This window comes from Agrobacterium tumefaciens (assembly GCF_013337285.1).
Lineage (GTDB): Bacteria > Pseudomonadota > Alphaproteobacteria > Rhizobiales > Rhizobiaceae > Agrobacterium > Agrobacterium burrii.
In genome coordinates, this window is the sequence record NZ_SUPW01000001.1 from 22,720 (window position 1) to 42,072 (window position 19,353).

Here is a 19,353-nt window from a genome sequence, read left to right on the forward strand (position 1 = left end):
CCCGTCCCCCGGTTAGAAGCCGACCATCGCCTGATCGGCGAGGGCCTGATTGATGGTCACACCATAATCATTCTGCAAACGGTTGACCATCTGATCGAGCATGTCGTCGCCAGCCGCGCGGGCAATGGCGGTGAACTGCTGGTCGTCATTGGCAAGCGCGTCGGCGGGCGCATTGGTATCGACCGAAGTAACCTTGAAGAGAATGCGGCTGGAACCTTCGGCATCTGCCGCCGTGCCAACCACGCCTTCAGCGCCGGAGAACACCGCCGCGATTGTCTGGCGACCGAAAATCGCGTCTTCGCTGGTGCGGCGCAGGCCGGATTTCTGCTCGACGGCGAGGCTGAGTTCGCCGGCGACAGCCTCAAGCGTCTCGCCCTTTTCAACGCGGGCCTTCAACTCGTCAGCCTTGGCGGCAAGTGCGGTGCGCTGCTGGTCGGCCGTCCAGTCGGCCACGACATCGTCGCGCACTTCGGCAAGCGTCCGATCGCGGGCGGGAATGATCTGCTCGACATCGAACCAGATGTAACCTTCGCGGCCGAGATTGATCGGCAGGGCTTCGGTGCCGGGTTCGGTCTTGAAGACTTCCTGCGCCAGTTGCGGGGAGGGCAGGCCCTCAATGGCGTCGCCCTTTTCATCGAGGCCGGCGGCATCGATTGCGGCGATGGTGACGGGCTTGAGGTTCAACTGCTTGGCCGCATCGGCAAGCGAGGAGCCGCCGGCGCGCAGATCTTCGTAACGGTCATGCACATTGGTGACTTCTTCGGCCGCTGCAGCGGTGGCGAGATCCTTGCGGATATCTTCCTTGGCTTCATCGAGCGTGCGGGTGGTTTCCGGCTTGATGCCGGTGACGCGCAGGATGACCGGGCCGAAGGAACCTTCGACGACCGCAGACACGCCGCCATCCTTCTGGATGCCGAAGGCCGCGTCGGCAATCGACGGGTCGGGCATGGTGTCCTTGGTGAATTCGCCGAGCGTTACGTCCGACGCAGTCTTGCCCTGGTCTTTCACGACCTGATCATAGGTGGTGTTGCCAAGCCGGATCTGCTCGGCAGCGGCGGCAGCCATTTCCTTGTCCGGGAAGGTCAGCTGTTCCACCGTGCGGCGGCCGGCGGTGCGGAAGTTGTCCTTGCGGCTGTTGTAATAATCGGCGATCTGCGCGTCCGTCACCGAAGCCTGATCGGCAATGTCTGACGGTTCCAGCTTCACATAGGTGAATTTGCGGAATTCCGGGGCGCGGTATTTCGTCTTGTTGGTTTCGAACCACGGCGCAAGCACGTCGTCGCCCGGCGCCTTGACCGGCGGGATGACGGCGTTGGAAAGAATGACGTAATCGACCGAGCGCTGCTCGTTGCGATATTGCTTCAACGCGTCCACCAGCACCTGCGGTGCGGCAAAACCATCCGAGACGGCTTCGACGATCTGGCTTCTGACGGCAACCTTGCTGCGTTCCTTGATATAGTCGTCTTCGCGGAAGCCGGAATTGCGCAGGCGTTCGCTGAACAGATTGCGGTCAAACTGGCCGTTGACCGACTTGAAGGCCGGGTCCTCGGCAATGAGCTTGGCAAGGCGATCTTCCGAAAGGCCGAGATTCATCTTCGAGGCCAGCTCGTCCAGAGATGCTCCTGCCGCAAGCTGGCTGAACACCTGCCGGTCGATGCCGAAGGCCTTGGCCTGCTCGGTCGTCAGCCGGGTGCCGAACTGGCGGCTGAGATCGGAAACCTGGCGCTGATAGGCGAGCCGGAATTCCTGCGGGCTGACCGTCTGATCGCCCACCGTCATGACGGCATGCGAATTGGCGGTGACCAGCGATGCGGAGACGCCCCAGACGCCAAACGAAACAACAAGCAAGAGAAGCAGCAGCTTGGCTGCCATGGTTCGAGAAGCATTTCTCAGGGAATCGAGCATCGTTATGCAAACCTCACAGGAACGTCATTGCGGTCGCCGGCTGTCCGGCCCGCGACGTATTGGCGTTCCTTAAATCAATCCAAACGGAAATTGAAGGGAATTTGCCTTGGAAAAACGGGGTTTTGAAAACGCTTGTGTGATTGGGGTGCTGTTTTTCCACCCGGATCTTCGCTGCATTGCCCTTGTGAGGCGGCAAAATAAAACCGCCCGGAGCGTCCAGGCGGTTGCAAAGAATCGTTTTTTAAGGCGGCGGTAGGCCGGTCTGTCGCGCTCAGAAGGCGCGGTCGCGCCGTATCGTCGCCTTGAATTCCTCGTCTTCACGCCGCATCTCGGCGATGACGGAAATCATCGATGTCACGAACATTACGCTGATCAGGGCAAGAAGCATTGTCAGAAATGTAAACATGATATCGTCTCCGGGAGTTTCGAGGAAATTCTCCCCGCTATCAATAGTAGTTCATATACTGATAACGGGCGGTCAGCTGCGGATAGTCCGGTCCCTGGGCTTCAGGCTTTTGCTCATAAAGGCTAAACGTCGTTGCTACCATTGCGATAACCAGTACTGTCCAGGCAGTGCTGATGACGCTGATTTTCGCAGAAGTAGACTGTTTTTCTCTTACAAACATCTGTCTGTTCCTTTGGTTTGGTTATAACGCACCATGTCTGATCATGTTCCGCGTCAACCTTAAAAATCGATTAGCATCGCGCCGGTGAAACTTCCTTGAATGGCTCGTTCATCTGGCGTTCAGGAAACTGGCTAAGGGCGTCATTCGAGAAAAAGATACTCGGCAGCGAATGATGCTATGACCGAAAGGACGATCATGAAGGCCAGCATTTTCAATTCTCCGGATGCTTAACGGGTGAAAGGCGTTTCGGTTTCCCGATGGTGTGCATTTATAGAAAATAGCCCTGAAACCGCACTGAACGGCCCATTCATCCGAGGTTCAGGCCGCTCTGGCCGCATGCGTGGGTGGTAAAAGTCTTGCGCCGAGCGTCTCTCCATGACAAAAGGCGGCACATATGCGGAAAGCATCGAAGCGCGCCCACCATCTGAGAGCGATATGACGATTGCCTTTTATCCAGGATCATTCGATCCGATGACCAACGGACATCTGGATGTGCTTATCCAGGCGCTGAACGTGGCGTCGAAAGTCATCGTTGCCGTCGGCATTCATCCCGGAAAAGCGCCGCTGTTCAGCTTCGACGAGCGGGCGGCGCTGATAAAGCAGGCGCTTGCCGAACAGCTGCCCACCGAGGCGGCGCGCATGGAGGTTGTCTCCTTCGACAATCTGGTGGTGGATGCCGCCCGTCAGCACGGCGCGCGCCTTTTGCTGCGCGGCCTGCGCGATGGCACCGATCTCGATTATGAAATGCAGATGGCCGGCATGAACCGCCAGATGGCGCCGGACATTCAGACCGTGTTCCTGCCCGCCGGAACGTCGTCGCGACCCATTACAGCCACATTGGTCCGGCAGATCGCCGCCATGGGCGGCAATGTCGATGCCTTCGTGCCCAAAGCCGTGCTTGAAGCCCTCAACGCCAAGCTGAAGCGCTGACTTCAGCCCCACATTCTGGAGCCAATCCGATGAAACTCGTTCGATTTGCCTTTGCCGGCGCCATGTTTGCAGGCGCGCTTGCCGCCAGCACCATTGCTTCGGCCGCCGAACTTCTCACCGTGCAGCTGAAGGACGGCCCTGTCGTCATCGAGCTGATGCCGGAAGTCGCGCCCAAGCACGTGGCGCAGATCGAGGCGCTGGCCAAGAAGGGCGCTTATGACAATGTCGCCTTCCACCGCGTCATCGACGGTTTCATGGCGCAGACCGGCGACGTGCAGTATGGCAACATGGAAAAGAGCTTTAACGCCCAGCGTGCGGGCACGGGCGGCTCCGACCTGCCGGATATCCCGGCTGAATTCTCCAAGACGCCGTTCACGCGCGGCGTGGTCGGCATGGCCCGCTCGCAGGATCCGAATTCCGCCAATTCGCAGTTCTTCATCATGTTTGCCGACGGCCCGTTCCTGAACGGCCAATATACCGTGGTCGGCAAGGTCGTGTCCGGCATGGAAGCCGTGGACAAGATCAAGCGCGGCGCCGGCGGCAATGGCGAAGTTTCCAACCCCGACCGGATGATCAAGGTCACCGTCGGCAAGAAGTAAGGTAGGGCAATAGAGCCCGAACAGAGGAGAATAATCATGGCTGAGATCAAGGATCCGGAAAACACCATCATCATGGAAACGACGACCGGCAAGGTCGTCATCCAGCTGCTTCCGGAAGTTGCTCCGGGCCACGTTGCCCGCATCAAGGAACTGGTATCGGAAGGCGCCTATGACGGCGTCGTGTTCCACCGCGTCATCCAGGACTTCATGGCCCAGACCGGCGACGTGAAGTTCGGCAAGAAGGGTTCGGAAAGCTTCAACCCGGCTCGCGCCGGCATGGGCGGTTCTGAAAAGGAAGACCTGAAGGCCGAATTCTCCGCCATTCCGCACGTGCGCGGCACCTGCTCCATGGCCCGTTCGCAGAGCCCGAACTCCGCCAACTCGCAGTTCTTCATCTGCTTCACGGACTCTCCGTGGCTGAACAAGCAGTACACCGTCTGGGGCCAGGTCATCGAAGGCATGGAAGCCATCGACAAGGTCAAGCGCGGCGAGCCTGTGAAGGATCCCGATTCGATCGTTTCCATCAAGCTTGCTTCGGCGGCTTGAAGGTAGCGTATAAAGCGTTTACCCGCTCCGCAGGCGACTGCGGGGCGGTTTCACATTGATGACGAGGGTGCCAGTTTCTCCGTCGTCATCCTCGGGCTTGTCCCGAGGATCTGATCACGTTGACGTTGTGGATCGTTAGATCCTCGGGACAAGCCCGAGGATGACGTTGAATGTACTAGGAAGCCTTGTCACCACCTTCCACCCGCCCCACGCAATGCAGGGCGGGTTTTGATATTTTCGAGAGCCCTTGCAATGCGTGTAGACCTGTTCGATTTCGATCTGCCCGAGGAGAATATCGCGCTTCGCCCGGCGAACCCGCGCGACAGCGCGCGCCTGCTGGTGGTCGATCCGAATGCGGACCGCATTGAAGACCACCGCGTTTTCGATCTGCCGTCTTTCCTGCGGCCCGGCGATGCGCTTGTCTTCAACGACACCCGCGTCATCCCTGCCCAGCTTGAAGGCGTGAGATTGCGCGAAGGCGCGCCGGAGACGGCGGTTTCGGCCACGCTGCACATGCGTGCCGACCAGTCGCGCTGGAAGGCATTCGCACGGCCCGGCAAGCGCATTAAAGAGGGCGACCGCATCCGTTTCGGTTATGAACGCGGCAATGCCTGCGGCCTTGCCCATCTGGAAGCCACCGTCGAGGAAAAGGGCGAGGATGGCGAGATAACGCTGCTGTTCGACGTTTCCGGCCCTGTTCTGGACGAGGCGATTGCGTCGGTTGGCCATATTCCACTGCCGCCTTACATCGCCGCCAAGCGGCCGGAAGATGTGCAGGACCAGACGGACTATCAGACCATTTATGCCCGCGAAAAGGGCGCTGTCGCTGCCCCCACCGCCGGGCTGCATTTCACGCCTGACCTGTTTGCGGCGCTGGACAAGGCCGGTATCGAGCGGCATTTCGTGACGCTTCACGTCGGGGCAGGCACTTTCCTTCCGGTAAAGTCCGACGATACCGACGATCACAAGATGCATTTCGAGATCGGCCATGTTTCGCAGGAAACAGCCGACCGTTTGAATGCGGTGAAGGCGCGGGGCGGGCGCATCATCTGCGTCGGCACCACTTCGCTGCGATTGATCGAAAGCGCCGCGGCCGAGAACGGTATCATTCACCCGTGGTCAGGGGCGACCGGCATCTTCATCACGCCCGGTTACCGCTTTCGCGCGGTCGATATGTTGATGACCAATTTCCACCTGCCGAAATCGACGCTGTTCATGCTGGTTTCGGCTTTCTGCGGTCTCGAAACGATGCGTGACGTTTATAAGCACGCTATCGAAACCGGATACCGTTTTTATTCCTATGGCGATTCCAGCCTGTTGTTCCGGAAGAACTGATGCACGACACATTCACCTTCACCCTGAAAGCCACGAGCGGTGGCGCCCGCCTTGGCGAAGTCGCCATGCCGCGCGGCGTCATCCGCACGCCTGCCTTCATGCCGGTTGGCACTGTCGGCACCGTCAAGGCCATGTATCTCGATCAGGTGCGTGAATTGGGGGCCGATATCATTCTCGGCAATACCTATCACCTGATGCTGCGGCCCGGCCCGGAGCGTGTCGCGCGTCTCGGCGGTCTGCATGAGCTGATCCGCTGGCCGCATCCGATCCTCACCGACAGCGGCGGTTTTCAGGTCATGTCGCTTTCCGGTCTGCGCAAGCTCGACGAGAAGGGCGTGACCTTCAAGAGCCATGTGGACGGTTCGCTGCACCATATGTCGCCGGAACGCTCGATTGAAATTCAGGGCATGCTCGATTCCGATATCCAGATGCAGCTCGATGAATGCATCGCCCTGCCGGCCGAACGCAAGGAAATCGAGCGCGCCATGGAGATGTCGCTGCGCTGGGCGGAACGCTGCCGTGTCGCCTTTGGCGAGCAGCCCGGCAAGGCCATGTTCGGCATCGTGCAGGGCGGCGACCAGCCGGATCTGCGCATCCGTTCCGCCGAAGGGCTGAAGCAGCTCGATCTGAAGGGCTACGCCGTTGGCGGTCTTGCCGTCGGCGAGCCGCAGGATGTGATGCTCGGCATGCTCGATATCACCCTGCCGGTCCTGCCCACGGAAAAGCCGCGTTACCTGATGGGCGTCGGCACGCCTGACGATATCCTGAAATCCGTGGCGCGCGGAATCGACATGTTCGACTGCGTGATGCCGACCCGCTCGGGCCGTCATGGGCTTGCCTTCACCCGTCGCGGCAGGGTCAATATCCGCAATGCCCGCCATGCCGAAGATATGCGCCCGCTGGACGAGCAGTCCAACTGCCCGGCCTCGCGCGATTATTCCCGCGCCTATCTGCATCATCTCACCCGCTCCAACGAGGCGCTGGGCGGCATGCTGCTCTCGTGGCACAATCTTGCCTATTATCAGGAGCTGATGCAGGGTATCCGCAAGTCGATCGAGGAAGGCCGTTTCGCCGATTTTTATGCGGAAACCATAGAGATGTGGGCAAAGGGCGACATAGACCCGATCTGATCTTTCCCGACCTTTCTCCTGTTTCGGACGCTTTCCGTGGCACATGCGCCTTACGTTCTTTTCCGGGATGATACGACCGGCACGGTGACAGCCTTCACCGAGCCGGAAGAGATTATCGTGGCGGATGAGCCGGAAGCGTTTTTTGCAGCACTCAAACGCATGGAAGAGTTGCGCCGCGCCGGGAAATACCTTGCCGGCTATATGTCCTACGAGGCGGGTTTCCTGTTCGAGCCGAAGCTTGCGCCATTTGCCGAAGAGCCCCGCAATGTGCCGTTTCTGCGCTTTGGCGTCTTTTCCGGCCCGCAGCCGGATGCGGGCCGGTTCGCGCGTCCCGACGATATGCCGGATGCGGATGCGTTTCTTTCCGATCCCGTGCCGGCATGGACACTCCAAGAATACCAGCAGCGCTTTGCGCGACTGCACGATCATCTGCGTCGTGGCGACTGTTATCAGGGCAATCTGACCATGCCCGTTCAAGCCCGCTGGAGCGGCGATCCGCTCACCGCCTTCTGGTCGCTGATCGAACGGCAGCCGGTTAAATACGGCGCGCTGGTCGATCTTGGCGGCCCGGTCATCCTGTCGCGCTCGCCGGAACTGTTTTTCTCGGTCGATGGCGAGGGGTTCATCGAAACCCATCCAATGAAGGGCACCACACCGCGCGGGGCGGATGCGGAGGAGGACAGGGCAATCATTACGGCGATGCTGGCGGATGAAAAGACGCTGGCCGAAAATCGCATGATCGTCGATCTGCTGCGCAACGATATTTCCCGTATCACCGAGGTCGGCAGCCTTCATGTGCCGCGACTGTTCGATATCGAAACCTATCCGACCGTGCACCAGATGGTCAGCCATGTGCGGGCGAAGCTTCTGCCTGACGTGACGGTGGAAGACATCTTCGCCGCGCTGTTTCCCTGCGGTTCTGTGACGGGCGCACCAAAAATGTGGGCGATGAAAATCCTGCGGGAGCTGGAAGCTGGCCCACGCGACGCCTATTGCGGCGCAATCGGCTTCATGTCTCCCCGTGGTGATATGCGGTTCTCAGTGGCGATCCGCACGCTCAGCCTGTTTGACGACGGCCGCGCCGTCTTCAATGTTGGCGGCGGCATCGTCTTCGATTCCGATGCAGAAGCCGAATATGACGAGTGCCTGCTGAAATCGAAATTCGCGGTGGGGGACAGGTTGTTGCGGCGGTGATCACCGCCCGATCACCTCGAACGTTCCATCCTCCACCAGCACTTCTTTCGCCGCCGCGTGGCTGAGAAAACCCGAAGGACTGGCGCTTGCGCCATAAGCGCCCGATTGCAGGATGGCAACGAGATCGCCGGCCTTCAGTTTCGGCAGCACGGCATTGCGGGCAAGCGTGTCGAGCGGGGTGCAGAGCGGGCCGACGATGGTGGCGGTCTCGTCATGGTCCGCCTGCATCAGGGCCGGCGCGACGATGGGGTAATTGCGTTTGACGATCTGGCCGAGATTGCCGGATGCGGCGAGATGATGGTGCATGCCGCCATCCGTCACCACGAAAGTGGTGCCGCGCGAGGTTTTTACCGAATTGACTTCCGCCACATAGATGCCGCCGGGGCCGGCGAGGAAGCGGCCGGGTTCGACGATGATATGGGCGTCGGTTATCAAAGGATGCGCTTTCACAAGCGCCTTGAGGTCGGGAATGGCGGCGCTGACCGTTGCAAGATCGAGCGGCGTTTCCCCGGCGAAATAGGGAATGCCGAGGCCGCCGCCGAGATCGATGGTCTCGAGCGGCCTGCCCAGCATTTCCGCCATGCGCGCGGCAAGGGAAATGGCGTGTCGCCATTGGGAGACAAGCATATCGGCGTCGAGAATCTGCGTGCCGCCATAGATGTGCACGCCGACGAGATCGATATGTCTGGCGTCCTTGAAGAGCGGCAGGACGTTTTCCAGTTCTTCTTCATCAAAACCGAAGGCGGTGGCCTTGCCGCCCATGCGCATGGCGCCCGCCTGCGCATCCGGCACCGGGTTGATGCGGATCGAGGCTTTGACCGGCCTGCCGATCTCTTCGATACGGGCGATTTCCTCAGCGCTTTCGATGTGGATTTCGCCGATGCCGCTGTCGATCACCTCACGCAATTCGACCATGCCTTTGCCGGGGCCGGCGAAGATGATGTTCTCAGGTGCGACACCCGCCTTGATGGCGGCGCGATATTCGCCGACGGAGGCGATTTCAGCGCCGGCACCTTGCTGCCGGAAAAGCGCGATAATGGCGGGCAGGGGATTGGCCTTCACCGAATAATAGATATCGGCAAAGCCCGATAGCGCCGTTTCAAGGTTCTGATAAGCGCTACGCATGACGCTTGCATCATAGAGGAAACACGGTGTTCCGGTTTGGGCGACGATATCGCGTACCGCAAGTCCGCCGATGACAAGATCATTGTCAGTGACCGCAAATTGCGCAGCCGCAAGCGCTGGGCCGTGGCTCTGGGTTTTATCCGTGGGCGACATTGTCCGTCCGTTCGCGCACCAGCGCGCGGTAATCCACCTTGCCATTGGCGGTGACCGGAAGCCGGTCGACCAGTTCGATGGCGCGCGGGATCATGAAAGGAGCGAGCATTTCGGCGGCTTTCCTGAGTGCTGCCGAAACGTCGATATTTTCGTTGGCGGCGGTTGCCACCGCATGCACCTTTTCACCGGCGAAGGCGTCCGGCAGGCCGATGACGGCGACCTGCTGGAACAGCCCGGTCGACATCAGGCTTTCCTCAACTTCGGTCGGGCTGATGCGATAGCCTGACGATTTGATCATCGCATCGTTGCGGGCAACGAAGCTGAAGAAACCATCCTCGTCTTCCACGGCCAAGTCACCGGAATAGCAGACGGTTTCTCCGCCCAGTGCCGCCGGAATGAAGGGATGAGGCCGCAGAACTTTTGCCGTGTCGTCCGGCCGGTTCCAGTAACCGAGCGATACCGTCGGGCCGCGGTGGACGAGAATGCCTGGCTCGCCCGGTTTTGCCCGCTGTCCCTTATCGGTGACGATGAAGATTTCGCATTCCGGAATGGCCTTGCCGATGGAAGTCGGGCGGTGGTCGATCTCTTCCGGTGGCAGGAAGGTGGAGCGGAAGGCCTCGGTCAGGCCATACATCAGGTAAATCTTGGTGTCCGGCAGTTTTTCGCGCAGCGCTTTTACGGTTTCCTGCGGCACACGCCCGCCGGAATTGGTGATGTAGCGCAGATGCGGCAGCGGCGTCTTTGCGAGCGACGGGGCCGCTCTCGTCAGGATCGCCCAGACGGTCGGCACGCCGGCGAGACCGGTTACGGCATGATTGCGCAAATCGCGGACGATATCGTCGCCCAGCCGGAAGGTGGAGATGATTGTGGTCGCGCCCTGTTCCACCGCCGTCAGCAGCTGGTTCAGGCCGTAATCGAAGCTGAAGGGCAGGAGGGAAAGAATGCGGTCGCTGGCCGTAATCTCCAGATAGGTGCGCACGATGCGCGCGCCGGCCAGAAGATTGCGGTGCGACAGCATGACGCCCTTGGGTGAGCCGGTGGAGCCGGATGTGTAAAGGATCGCCGCGAGGTCCTCGCCGATTGCCGCCGAAGGGCGGGCAGGCGCTACGCGTGTCGCGATTTCTTCCGCCAGCATCACCGTGACATGGGGAAGGTCTTCCAGCGCCGCCTTCAGCTCATCCATCATAACCGCGCTGCTGATGACGATTTTCGCGCCGCAATCCGTGATGATATGGCGGATCTGCTGTGATTTCAGCAGCGCATTGACCGGCACGAAAACGCCGCTGGCCATGCTCACCCCGAAGATTGACCAGCATTCCTCGATGCCGCGCGGCAGGAAAATGACGACGCGGTCGCCGCGTTCTGCGCCGGCCTGCTGCAGGGCCGCTGCGCAACGGTTCGCCGCTTGCGCGAATTCCTGGTAGCTCAACGCTATATCTTTGTGGACAAGCGCCTGATCGTCGCTTGCCGCGCGAGCAGTGAGCAGGTGATGCAGCAGGAAATGGGGTGTCATTTCCGTTCCCTGAGGACGAAGGCGATGAGATCGGCGGGCGTGCCGAGATTTTCCGGCGTGAAATGTTCGTCATCAAGCACGATGCCAAAACTCTCGCTGAGGAAGACCATCAATTCCAGGAAGCCGAGCGAATCGATCGCGCCGCCTTCTAGAAGCAATGTATCGTTGGTAAAAGGCGCGTAGGCGGGAAAGCGGTCCGAGAGATAGGCGTAGATAGTATCAGCAACGTTGGTTTCGCTTTTCTTCGCCGCAAGCATGCTTGTTCTCCGATGTCCCGTCTGTTTCCCATAAAACCCGCCCCGGAATGACACTTTATCTGTAAAGGTCGAGATTCTGTCAGGTCCACCAGGATTCACTAAAATACCTAGGGTGGCAATAACACCAACTCTGAGTATGTTTCGTTAATAAAATGTGGGTTCCATGCGCCTTTTACTTGTATAGGCGCGAATTTATGTGCCGCAAACCCGCCGGCATTGTGCTCACCGTCAAGTGCCGCCATGGTCAGGGCAAGCCTGCCCCGGCCTAGAAGATGGCGGGCGATTGCAGAAATATGCCTTTGCGCGAGTTCTCTGTCTTCGCAATAGATCAAGCGGGCGGACGGCAGCTTCTTGGTCGTGGTTTTCAAGAACACCAGCGGATAGTGACGGCCATCCGCCTGCATTATGGCGACGATGCAACCGAGCCGCAGGTGATCTTCCAGCATCTCGCGCATGGCGGCCGACAGGGTATCCGGCCGCACGGCGGCAAGCGGATTGAGCCGCGTGCCGGAAGGACGCAGCGCCTTGAGCGGCAGGGGATAGAAAAGCGTGCGATCCGTCACCATCTGAAAACCCAGCCTCTCATTCAGCCTGCAGGCTTCGGGAGACGGGGTAAGGTCGGTGAACAGTTCTTCCTCGGATGAGGAGGCGATTTGCAGCATGCGTGGTGCAAACCACCGGCACGAAGGCTCGACATACCAGCTGGACAGGTTGACAACGATCCTGCCGGTTTCAGGCAGACGGCTTTTGATCGTCAACAGAACGCCCGCCGCGTTCTCACCCTTCATCAGCAATTGCCCGATCGGACCAAGCTCCCGCCGCTCATGATGATCGCTGATGAGCGACAGCCCGCGGGACCAGAAGGCCTTGCTTTTTTCGGGGAAACCTTTCGCCAAAAGGGCAACGGCGGCGGCGCGGTTTCCGTTGTCGATCGGTACGATTTTCACGGGGCGCTCTCCGCTGTCTGGCGTTAACTGGCCGGGGAAAGAGATTTTTCAACTTCGCCGCGTAGTATTGGCTTACGATGATAGATTTACTGTCCCGTTAATCGCCAGGGCTGCAAGGCGGCGGAGCCGATCACGTTTGCATGAAAGGCAGGCGCGCCGAACGCGCCCGCCTCCTGTCATCGGCCGATCAATAGACCACGACGCCGCGAATGCTCTCGCCCCTGTGCATCAACTCGAAGCCCTTGTTGATGTCTTCCAGCGGCATCGTATGGGTGATCATCGGATCGATCTGGATCTTGCCCTCCATGTACCAGTCGACGATCTTCGGCACATCGGTGCGGCCGCGCGCGCCGCCAAAAGCGGTACCCATCCAGTTGCGGCCGGTGACCAGCTGGAACGGACGTGTCGAGATTTCCTGACCGGCGCCGGCAACGCCGATGATGACCGACTTGCCCCAGCCGCGATGCGAGGCTTCCAGCGCCTGACGCATGACCTTGGTGTTGCCCGTGCAGTCAAAGGTATAATCCGCGCCGCCGATCAGGTCGCCGTTACGCTTCGTCATGTTGACGAGATAAGGCACGATGTCGTCGCCGACTTCTTTCGGGTTGACGAAGTGGGTCATGCCGAATTTTTCGCCCCAGGCCTTGCGGTCGTTGTTGATGTCCACACCGATGATCATGTCCGCACCGGCAAGACGCAGGCCCTGCAGCACGTTCAAACCGATGCCGCCGAGACCGAAGACGATGGCGGTGGCGCCAATCTCGACCTTGGCGGTGTTGATGACCGCGCCGATGCCGGTCGTCACGCCGCAGCCGATGTAGCAGACCTTGTCGAAGGGAGCGTCGGGATTGATCTTGGCCAGCGCGATTTCCGGCAGGACGGTGAAGTTCGAGAAGGTCGAGCAGCCCATATAATGATGGATCTTGTCCTTGCCGATCGAGAAGCGCGAGGTGCCGTCCGGCATCACGCCCTGTCCCTGGGTGGCGCGGATGGAGGTGCACAGATTGGTCTTGCGCGAGGTGCAGGAATAACATTCGCGGCATTCCGGCGTGTAGAGCGGAATGACATGATCGCCTTTCTTGACAGAGGTGACACCGGGGCCGACATCAACGACGATGCCAGCACCCTCATGGCCGAGAATGGCCGGAAACAGGCCTTCCGGATCGGCACCTGACAGGGTGAAATCGTCGGTATGGCAGATGCCGGTCGCCTTGACCTCAACAAGCACTTCGCCGGCGCGGGGACCTTCAAGCTGGACGGTCATGACCTCAAGCGGTTTTCCTGCCTGAATGGCAACAGCGGCGCGTACGTCCATTTTCGATCTCCTGGCGTTGTCTCATGATTGGATAGGGCTGTTTTGCCCGAGCTTGGCGGCAGGGACAAGGGGCAAAAGCGACCTTGGCGTCTCAGTTGCGACCAAAAAATGAAGCCGTCTCCGTGTTGGACAGGAAGAGCGAGCATCGGGAAAATTGTATCCGCAATCGAGTATCCAATTGGCGTATTCAATTTAATATTTCGACTATAATAAATTATGAATATCTGATTTAAATATATGATTTTACATACTATTTTTGATATTCGGGTGATCTTTAATTTACGAATCTGGTGTTTAATCCGCCATATAGAATGACGAATGAAATTGGGCTGTCATCAATCGGTGGTTCCGGAAAATACCTTTATCTCGCGAGTGCAACTGGCCCTCGCCAATTGTGTCGCGCCGCCATGATCGCGGCGAGCATCAGCGGTTTTGCTGAGTTTGTATCCTGTGGCCCGGGGCTTTCGCCCGGCTGCAGTCTTTGTGTGTCCGGCTGGGGAGGAGAGCCGGGACGATCCGTGGCGGTTGGACGAAAAGCGATTATTGCAGATGTTTCATATTGAAAGAATGTTGAACGCGTTGGCGCGTCATTTCCACCTGCTTCTCAGGGATCGGCGGGCAAATTTTGCGATTATCACGGCATTGCTGATGCCGGTTTTTCTTTTCACTTTCGGACTGCTGTTCGAAGGCGGCCGCGCGCTGGCCTATTACAGCCAGTCAAAGCGGGTGATCGCGCAGGCCTGCGAGCGCTCGACGAAACCGACCCGGACGAATGTGCCTATCGATGAAGTGCGACGCAAAAATGTGCTTGATACCTTCGACGCGCTCATCACTTCCACCAAACAGGAGGTGGTGAGCCGGGATGTGAAAATCGACTGGCTGACCACCGATATAGACGCGAAATTCACCTATAAGACGGTGTTGGGCGGCATGTTCAATGTCGAAAAAATGGATTACGCGCTGACTTACCGTTGCGACGGTATTCCTCCCTATCCGTATGACGGCGAGGTGATCGTCAACAACACATTCGACCGGCTGAACGGTAAAGACCGCATTCTCAAAAACGGTAAAGGCCCCAACACCATGAATGGTTGCTGGGGTGTCGTCAGCTATGAGGAGCTTGGATGGAACGGTGGCACAGGTCCGGGCATCGAGCTTCAGGACTGGAGCAATGCGGAGTGCCGTAAGAAATTCGGCTGGCAGGGTTATGAGGAGCCGAAGAAGGATGCCGGACCTGTTTGCGCCAGCGTCTCGCAACAGGACGTCGCACCGACTGACGAAAAAGATCCGAAAAACAACAACAAACTGAAAGAGCTCGATAAGGACGCGTCGCAATCCTCAGCAGCCAAGCCATGTCCGCCCGAATCGGACGAATTGGAAAAACCTTCCCTGTTGAAAGCCGAAAATGGCGGGATACCGCCGACCAAATATGTGGTGGAACTGGACAGCCATTGGGATGGGCAGAATAGAAAAGATGCCAACAGTTCGATTTTCAAGATTGTGGAAATGCACCCCGGAAAATATGAGGTTTCGGTCTGGTATAATGGCCGCAACGACGCCTATGGCGGCACCAACGACATCGACATCTTCCTGCAGCTCCAGCGTCCGCAATTAGGTCCCGAAAAGAAGATCATCGAAATGGCGCAGAAGGGCAAGGTCTTCTGGGAGCGCCGCAGTTACTCGATCACGGTCGATACCTATTCCGTCTACAAGCTGACGATTGCCGCAGGCGGGAAAAGCGACAGTCTTGGCGGCATCATCACGGCTTTTGAGGTGAAGTATGTCGACTCACCTAAATAATGGGCTCTTTCGCCGTTGCTGCGGTCGTTTCAGCTTTTATACGCTCGACATCCGGGCAGCCACCGCCGTCGAATTCGGCCTGCTCATGCCGGTCTATTTTCTGCTGGTCTTCGGTATTTTTGAAGTCGGTCTGGCGCTGCTGCTCACTCTCAATCTGGCAACCGCGGCCAATGCCGGCGCGGAATTGCTGCGCAAGGCGGCGGCAAGTCAGACGGTGGTTACCGAAATCGAATTCAGACGTGTCATCGACTCGAATTTCGTGCTCGGTACGACCGAAAGCGACATGAAGATAACGCTCGTCCCGATCCCGGATGCGGATTTCACCGCCGTGCCGCTGACATTTCCGGTCGAGAACAAGTTTCAGGCGCCGGATAAAAAAGCCGGGCAATATCTTCTGGCGCTTGGTTACAATTGGCAATTCATTATGCCCACGACGCGTTTGCTGATCCCGAGTGGCGGCGGCACGCAGCCGCAATTACAGAATGTGTCTCTGGCGATCACCGCCGTTCGGGTGACGGAATGATGGTGTTTCGGCTGAAACCCGTCCTTGCCGCCATGGTGCGGTCGCGCTCCGGCGTGGCCGCGGTGGAATTCTCCCTGCTATTGCCAATGCTCATCATCTTTCTGGCGGTGATGATCGAGACCGGTCGTGGCTGGCTGAGTTACGACCGTTTCGTCACGGTCGTCGACAATACAGCCCGCTGGTCCGCCCGCTTCCCGGAATTCGAAGAACGGGTGAGGACAGGGGTGAAAACCTTTGTCATCGAAGCCGGGCAGCCTCTCAACCCGGAGGAACTCGATCTGACCTTGCGGAGCGCCAAGCTGGTGGGCGGCGTCGCAACTGTCGAATTTGCGCCTTACAACTTCTTCGGATCCGCAGAAGCCGTTACCTGGGACAAGATGCTGAAGGCGGGAAACTTCAAGGACGAAGAGGCTGTCATCGTGATTTCGGGGCGCTATAAATATAGTCCGTTATTCTCGTTCCTGCGCCCCACCACCATCGAGTTCGAATATGTCGCGACGGTCAATCCGTATTTCTCGCGGCACTACAAATATCAGAAGGGCAAGTCGGACTGGTCCTTCTGGAATGTTCGTTGACGGCTTGGCTACGGAAGCTCCGTAGCCAATATTTCGGCATCAATGATCCTGCACGACGCCGGCTTCTGTCTTCGTTTCATCCATCTCCAGCCACGCCGCACAATCCTTCAGCGCCCGCGCTGCAACCAGCTGGCGCTTCATGACCGTCTTGTCCTTGCCGCGAAAGCGCTTCACACCTTCCGGCTTGACGATGGAACCCGGCTCAAGTTCAGGGAACAGGCCGAAATTGATGTTCATCGGCTGGAAGGAACGTTTGCCCGGCTCATCGTTTGAGGAAAGGTGGCCGCCGGTGATGTGGTTGAGCAGCGAACCGAGCGCCGTGGTGGCCGGCGGCAGGCTAGGGCTCTCGCCTTTCCGTTCTGCTGCGGCGAAGCGGCCGGCCAGAAGCCCGACGGAGGCGCTTTCCACATAACCTTCGCAACCGGTGATCTGGCCGGCAAAACGCAGGTCGGGCCGCGATTTCAGCCTTAGCGTCGGATCGAGCAGGATGGGGGAATCGATATAGGTGTTGCGGTGCAGGCCGCCGAGGCGGGCGAATTCCGCATTTTCAAGGCCGGGAATCATGCGGAACACATCCGCCTGCACGCCGTATTTCAGTTTGGTCTGGAAACCGACCATGTTGTAAAGCGTGCCGAGCGCATTGTCTTGGCGCAGCTGGACCACGGCATAGGCCTTGACGGTGGGATTGTGGGCATTGGTTAGCCCCATCGGCTTCATCGGGCCGTGGCGCAGCGTCTGGCGGCCGCGCTCGGCCATGATCTCGATCGGCAGGCAGCCGTCGAAATAGGGCGTGCCTTCCCATTCCTTGAAACCCACCGTGTCGCCGGCGATCAGCGCGTCGATGAAGGCGTTATATTGTTCCTCGTCCATCGGGCAGTTGATGTAATCCTTGCCCGTGCCGCCGGGGCCGACCTTGTCGTAGCGCGACTGATACCAGCAGATATCCATATTGATGCTGTCGCGGTGCAGGATGGGGGCGATGGCGTCGAAAAAGGCCAGCGCATCCTCACCCGTCTCTGCCTGAACCGCCGCCGCCAGATCCGGCGAGGTGAGCGGGCCGGTGGCGATGATGGTGCTGCCCCATTCCTTCGGCGGCAGGCCGGAAACCTCTTCACGCACGATCGTCACCAATGGGTGACTTTCCAGCATTTCGGTGACGGCGAGCGAAAAACCGTCGCGATCGACGGCAAGCGCTCCGCCGGCCGGCACCTGATGTTTGTCGGCGCAGGCGATGATCAGCGAGCCGGCAAGCCGCATTTCGGCATGGATGACGCCGACCGCATTGGCGGTCGCATCGTCGGAGCGAAATGAGTTGGAACAGACCAGTTCGGCCAGCGTATCGCCCTTGTGGGCATCCGTGCCGCGCACGCCGCGCATTTCATGCAGGATGACGGGAACGCCGCTCTGTGCGATCTGCCAGGCGGCTTCCGAACCGGCCAGTCCGCCGCCCACGACGTGAATGGGAGAAATGGTCTTGTCTTGCATGCTGGCATCCATGAGCCGCGCGGCTGCCAAAGGCTTCCGTCTGGCGGCTGTCTTTCGAGTGAGTGTTCCGCGCGGGTCCTAAAAGGACGCGGCATTGTTTGCGGATGCACTACCATGCATGGCGGGGGCAGCCAAATGTTTTTGGGATGGGCCGGGTGAGGAAGAGACGCGGGGTATGGTGAAACGAGTGGGTGCCGCCTGTTTCTTCTCCCCGAGGGGCAGAAGGTCGCGGCAACGGGATGAGTGGGCGAGGGTGGAGATATTCGGAGAGCTTGCCCCCTCATCCGACCCTTCGGGCCACCTTCTCCCCGGCGGGGAGAAGAAACGAGCGGCGCCGCATTGCCTGTCAGATTGCACCGCACGTTGCTGGAAGCGCTTTTGCAGGCGGCGCGCAGGGCAGGGACGAACCGCTGATATGTTCGCAGGGGTGCCAAGCGCTCAGCCGACTGCCAGAATCAAAAACGGCGCACAAGGCGCCGTTTTTTTTAAGAACCGTCGCTCGATCGTCGCGCCCTGGAGGTCGGGCAGCGGGACGATCGTTTACGCCTTAGCGGAACGAACGGGAAGCAACGTTACGGATGTCGTAACGTGTCAGGCCGATGTCGCTCAGGGCCTGGTTGGACAGGCTGCCAAGTTCGTTGATCGTGCGGCGGTAGGAGATCCAGTTCTTTGCGATACGGATAGGGTTCATGGTCGTTTCCTCAATCTTTCTTTGTGAATTCGTCTGCCGGCTCAGCGTTTCTCTGTGCTCTCGGCTGTTGAGGTTTATATATAGAGATTAAGCCATGTTGTGCAGTGCAGAATTTAGGCTACTGCCATGCATTTGTGCACTATGTCGGCTAATTTTACGGCTTTGAGTACTGCATGAGCAAAATATGAGCGGAAATGCCTGCCTTTCGGGCGTTCCTGACGGCTTTCATGGTGTTTGGTGACGATTGGAGCGACTTTTTGGGGTGTTGAAGGGTGGGAAGGGCGTTGGCTTGCTCAAACGTCGCGCGGGCGGGCGGAAGAGAGATGCTTTTTTCATCTCTCGCGGCCTGCGGATGTGCGGGAACCGATGGTGACGCCGTCAGAACCCCCAAACGAAAAAAAGGCCAGAGGCGGGAGCCTCAGGCCTTTTTGGGTAGGTCGTCTCGCATCCGCCGCAATGAAGCGGCGAAGCGTATTAGATGCCGACGGCGGTGCGGGCGACGCGACGGATGTCCTGACGGCCAATGCCGAGGTCGCTCAGTTCGCGGTCGGTCATACGGCCGAGTTCAGTTACGGTCTGACGATACTTGCGCCAGTTGGTCAGCGAGCGGGTGATGTTCATGGTCATTTTCCTCTTCGTGCTGTTCAGTCCACGCGGCCAGTCTTGGGAGGCTTTGGGTCCGGGGCTGAACTGATCTCTGTATG

The 19,353-nt window shown here is 59.0% G+C and carries 20 protein-coding genes; 9 read left to right on the forward strand and 11 right to left on the reverse strand.

Features of this window, described 5'->3' with window-relative positions; genetic code table 11:
* Positions 1-12: 12 nt before the first annotated feature.
* From FCH38_RS00120 to FCH38_RS00125, 3 genes are all read right to left on the reverse strand, one after another.
* On the reverse strand, positions 13-1,905 hold the full coding sequence (locus FCH38_RS00120; protein WP_153513842.1) for a peptidyl-prolyl cis-trans isomerase: 1,893 nt from the start codon (positions 1,903-1,905) through the stop codon (positions 13-15).
* Between the two features lie 271 nt (positions 1,906-2,176).
* Positions 2,177-2,311 carry a hypothetical protein gene (locus FCH38_RS23530; RefSeq protein WP_256367998.1) on the reverse strand — a complete coding sequence of 45 codons (135 nt, stop codon included), beginning with the start codon at positions 2,309-2,311 and terminating at the stop codon, positions 2,177-2,179.
* A 40-nt stretch (positions 2,312-2,351) separates the two neighbouring features.
* Positions 2,352-2,531, reverse strand: coding sequence for a hypothetical protein (locus FCH38_RS00125; protein ID WP_046798466.1), 180 nt, complete (start codon positions 2,529-2,531; stop codon positions 2,352-2,354).
* A 435-nt stretch (positions 2,532-2,966) separates the two neighbouring features.
* Between FCH38_RS00125 and coaD the strand changes: the two genes are divergently transcribed.
* The 6 genes from coaD (at position 2,967) to FCH38_RS00155 (ending at position 8,265) form a co-directional block, all read left to right on the forward strand.
* Positions 2,967-3,461: a pantetheine-phosphate adenylyltransferase gene (gene coaD / locus FCH38_RS00130; protein WP_142839995.1), complete on the forward strand. Its 495-nt coding sequence runs from the start codon at positions 2,967-2,969 to the stop codon at positions 3,459-3,461.
* A gap of 29 nt (positions 3,462-3,490) precedes the next feature.
* Positions 3,491-4,060, forward strand: coding sequence for a peptidylprolyl isomerase (locus tag FCH38_RS00135; RefSeq protein WP_174372496.1), 570 nt, complete (start codon positions 3,491-3,493; stop codon positions 4,058-4,060).
* A 36-nt stretch (positions 4,061-4,096) separates the two neighbouring features.
* Positions 4,097-4,606 carry a peptidylprolyl isomerase gene (locus FCH38_RS00140; protein ID WP_149897486.1) on the forward strand — a complete coding sequence of 170 codons (510 nt, stop codon included), beginning with the start codon at positions 4,097-4,099 and terminating at the stop codon, positions 4,604-4,606.
* A 252-nt stretch (positions 4,607-4,858) separates the two neighbouring features.
* The gene (gene queA, locus FCH38_RS00145) at positions 4,859-5,941 is read left to right on the forward strand and encodes a tRNA preQ1(34) S-adenosylmethionine ribosyltransferase-isomerase QueA (RefSeq protein ID WP_174372497.1); all 1,083 of its coding nucleotides are present in this window, start codon (positions 4,859-4,861) and stop codon (positions 5,939-5,941) included.
* A complete protein-coding gene (tgt, locus tag FCH38_RS00150) occupies positions 5,941-7,071 on the forward strand; it encodes a tRNA guanosine(34) transglycosylase Tgt (protein ID WP_153513838.1) in 1,131 nt (376 codons plus the stop codon). Before queA ends, tgt begins: the two co-directional genes overlap by 1 nt.
* Positions 7,072-7,107: 36 nt before the next feature.
* Entirely contained in the window at positions 7,108-8,265 is a 1,158-nt protein-coding gene (locus FCH38_RS00155) for an aminodeoxychorismate synthase component I (protein WP_174372498.1), read from the forward strand.
* Here the strand turns inward: FCH38_RS00155 and FCH38_RS00160 are convergent, their stop codons facing one another.
* The 5 genes from FCH38_RS00160 to FCH38_RS00180 form a co-directional block, all read right to left on the reverse strand.
* Entirely contained in the window at positions 8,266-9,543 is a 1,278-nt protein-coding gene (locus FCH38_RS00160; RefSeq protein WP_174372499.1) for a type III PLP-dependent enzyme, read from the reverse strand. It abuts the gene before it with no gap.
* The gene (locus FCH38_RS00165; protein WP_174372500.1) at positions 9,527-11,056 is read right to left on the reverse strand and encodes an AMP-binding protein; all 1,530 of its coding nucleotides are present in this window, start codon (positions 11,054-11,056) and stop codon (positions 9,527-9,529) included. The genes FCH38_RS00160 and FCH38_RS00165 overlap by 17 nt, the downstream gene beginning before the upstream one ends.
* Positions 11,053-11,313 carry an acyl carrier protein gene (locus FCH38_RS00170; RefSeq protein WP_149897491.1) on the reverse strand — a complete coding sequence of 87 codons (261 nt, stop codon included), beginning with the start codon at positions 11,311-11,313 and terminating at the stop codon, positions 11,053-11,055. The genes FCH38_RS00165 and FCH38_RS00170 overlap by 4 nt, the downstream gene beginning before the upstream one ends.
* 107 nt (positions 11,314-11,420) lie before the next feature.
* Positions 11,421-12,161: a hypothetical protein gene (locus FCH38_RS00175; protein ID WP_174373099.1), complete on the reverse strand. Its 741-nt coding sequence runs from the start codon at positions 12,159-12,161 to the stop codon at positions 11,421-11,423.
* A gap of 286 nt (positions 12,162-12,447) precedes the next feature.
* Entirely contained in the window at positions 12,448-13,575 is a 1,128-nt protein-coding gene (locus FCH38_RS00180) for an S-(hydroxymethyl)glutathione dehydrogenase/class III alcohol dehydrogenase (protein WP_174372501.1), read from the reverse strand.
* Positions 13,576-14,007: 432 nt separating this feature from the next.
* Here FCH38_RS00180 and FCH38_RS00185 point away from each other — a divergent pair, with 432 nt between their 5' ends.
* Genes FCH38_RS00185 through FCH38_RS00195 form a run of 3 tightly spaced genes read left to right on the forward strand, consistent with a single transcriptional unit; the run spans position 14,008 to position 16,473 of the window.
* Positions 14,008-15,375 (forward strand): TadE/TadG family type IV pilus assembly protein, encoded by a 1,368-nt coding sequence (locus FCH38_RS00185; RefSeq protein ID WP_336510783.1) that lies wholly within the window; start codon positions 14,008-14,010, stop codon positions 15,373-15,375.
* Positions 15,356-15,898: a TadE family protein gene (locus FCH38_RS00190; RefSeq protein WP_174372502.1), complete on the forward strand. Its 543-nt coding sequence runs from the start codon at positions 15,356-15,358 to the stop codon at positions 15,896-15,898. The genes FCH38_RS00185 and FCH38_RS00190 overlap by 20 nt, the downstream gene beginning before the upstream one ends.
* Entirely contained in the window at positions 15,895-16,473 is a 579-nt protein-coding gene (locus FCH38_RS00195; RefSeq protein WP_149897495.1) for a TadE/TadG family type IV pilus assembly protein, read from the forward strand. Before FCH38_RS00190 ends, FCH38_RS00195 begins: the two co-directional genes overlap by 4 nt.
* Positions 16,474-16,512: 39 nt before the next feature.
* Here the strand turns inward: FCH38_RS00195 and trmFO are convergent, their stop codons facing one another.
* From trmFO to FCH38_RS00210, 3 genes are all read right to left on the reverse strand, one after another.
* A complete protein-coding gene (trmFO, locus tag FCH38_RS00200) occupies positions 16,513-17,970 on the reverse strand; it encodes a methylenetetrahydrofolate--tRNA-(uracil(54)-C(5))-methyltransferase (FADH(2)-oxidizing) TrmFO (RefSeq protein WP_174372503.1) in 1,458 nt (485 codons plus the stop codon).
* A gap of 535 nt (positions 17,971-18,505) precedes the next feature.
* Positions 18,506-18,649, reverse strand: a complete 144-nt coding sequence (locus tag FCH38_RS00205; RefSeq protein ID WP_003515516.1) for a DUF1127 domain-containing protein — start codon at positions 18,647-18,649, stop codon at positions 18,506-18,508.
* A 474-nt stretch (positions 18,650-19,123) separates the two neighbouring features.
* The gene (locus FCH38_RS00210) at positions 19,124-19,270 is read right to left on the reverse strand and encodes a DUF1127 domain-containing protein (protein WP_013636249.1); all 147 of its coding nucleotides are present in this window, start codon (positions 19,268-19,270) and stop codon (positions 19,124-19,126) included.
* Positions 19,271-19,353 lie beyond the last annotated feature (83 nt).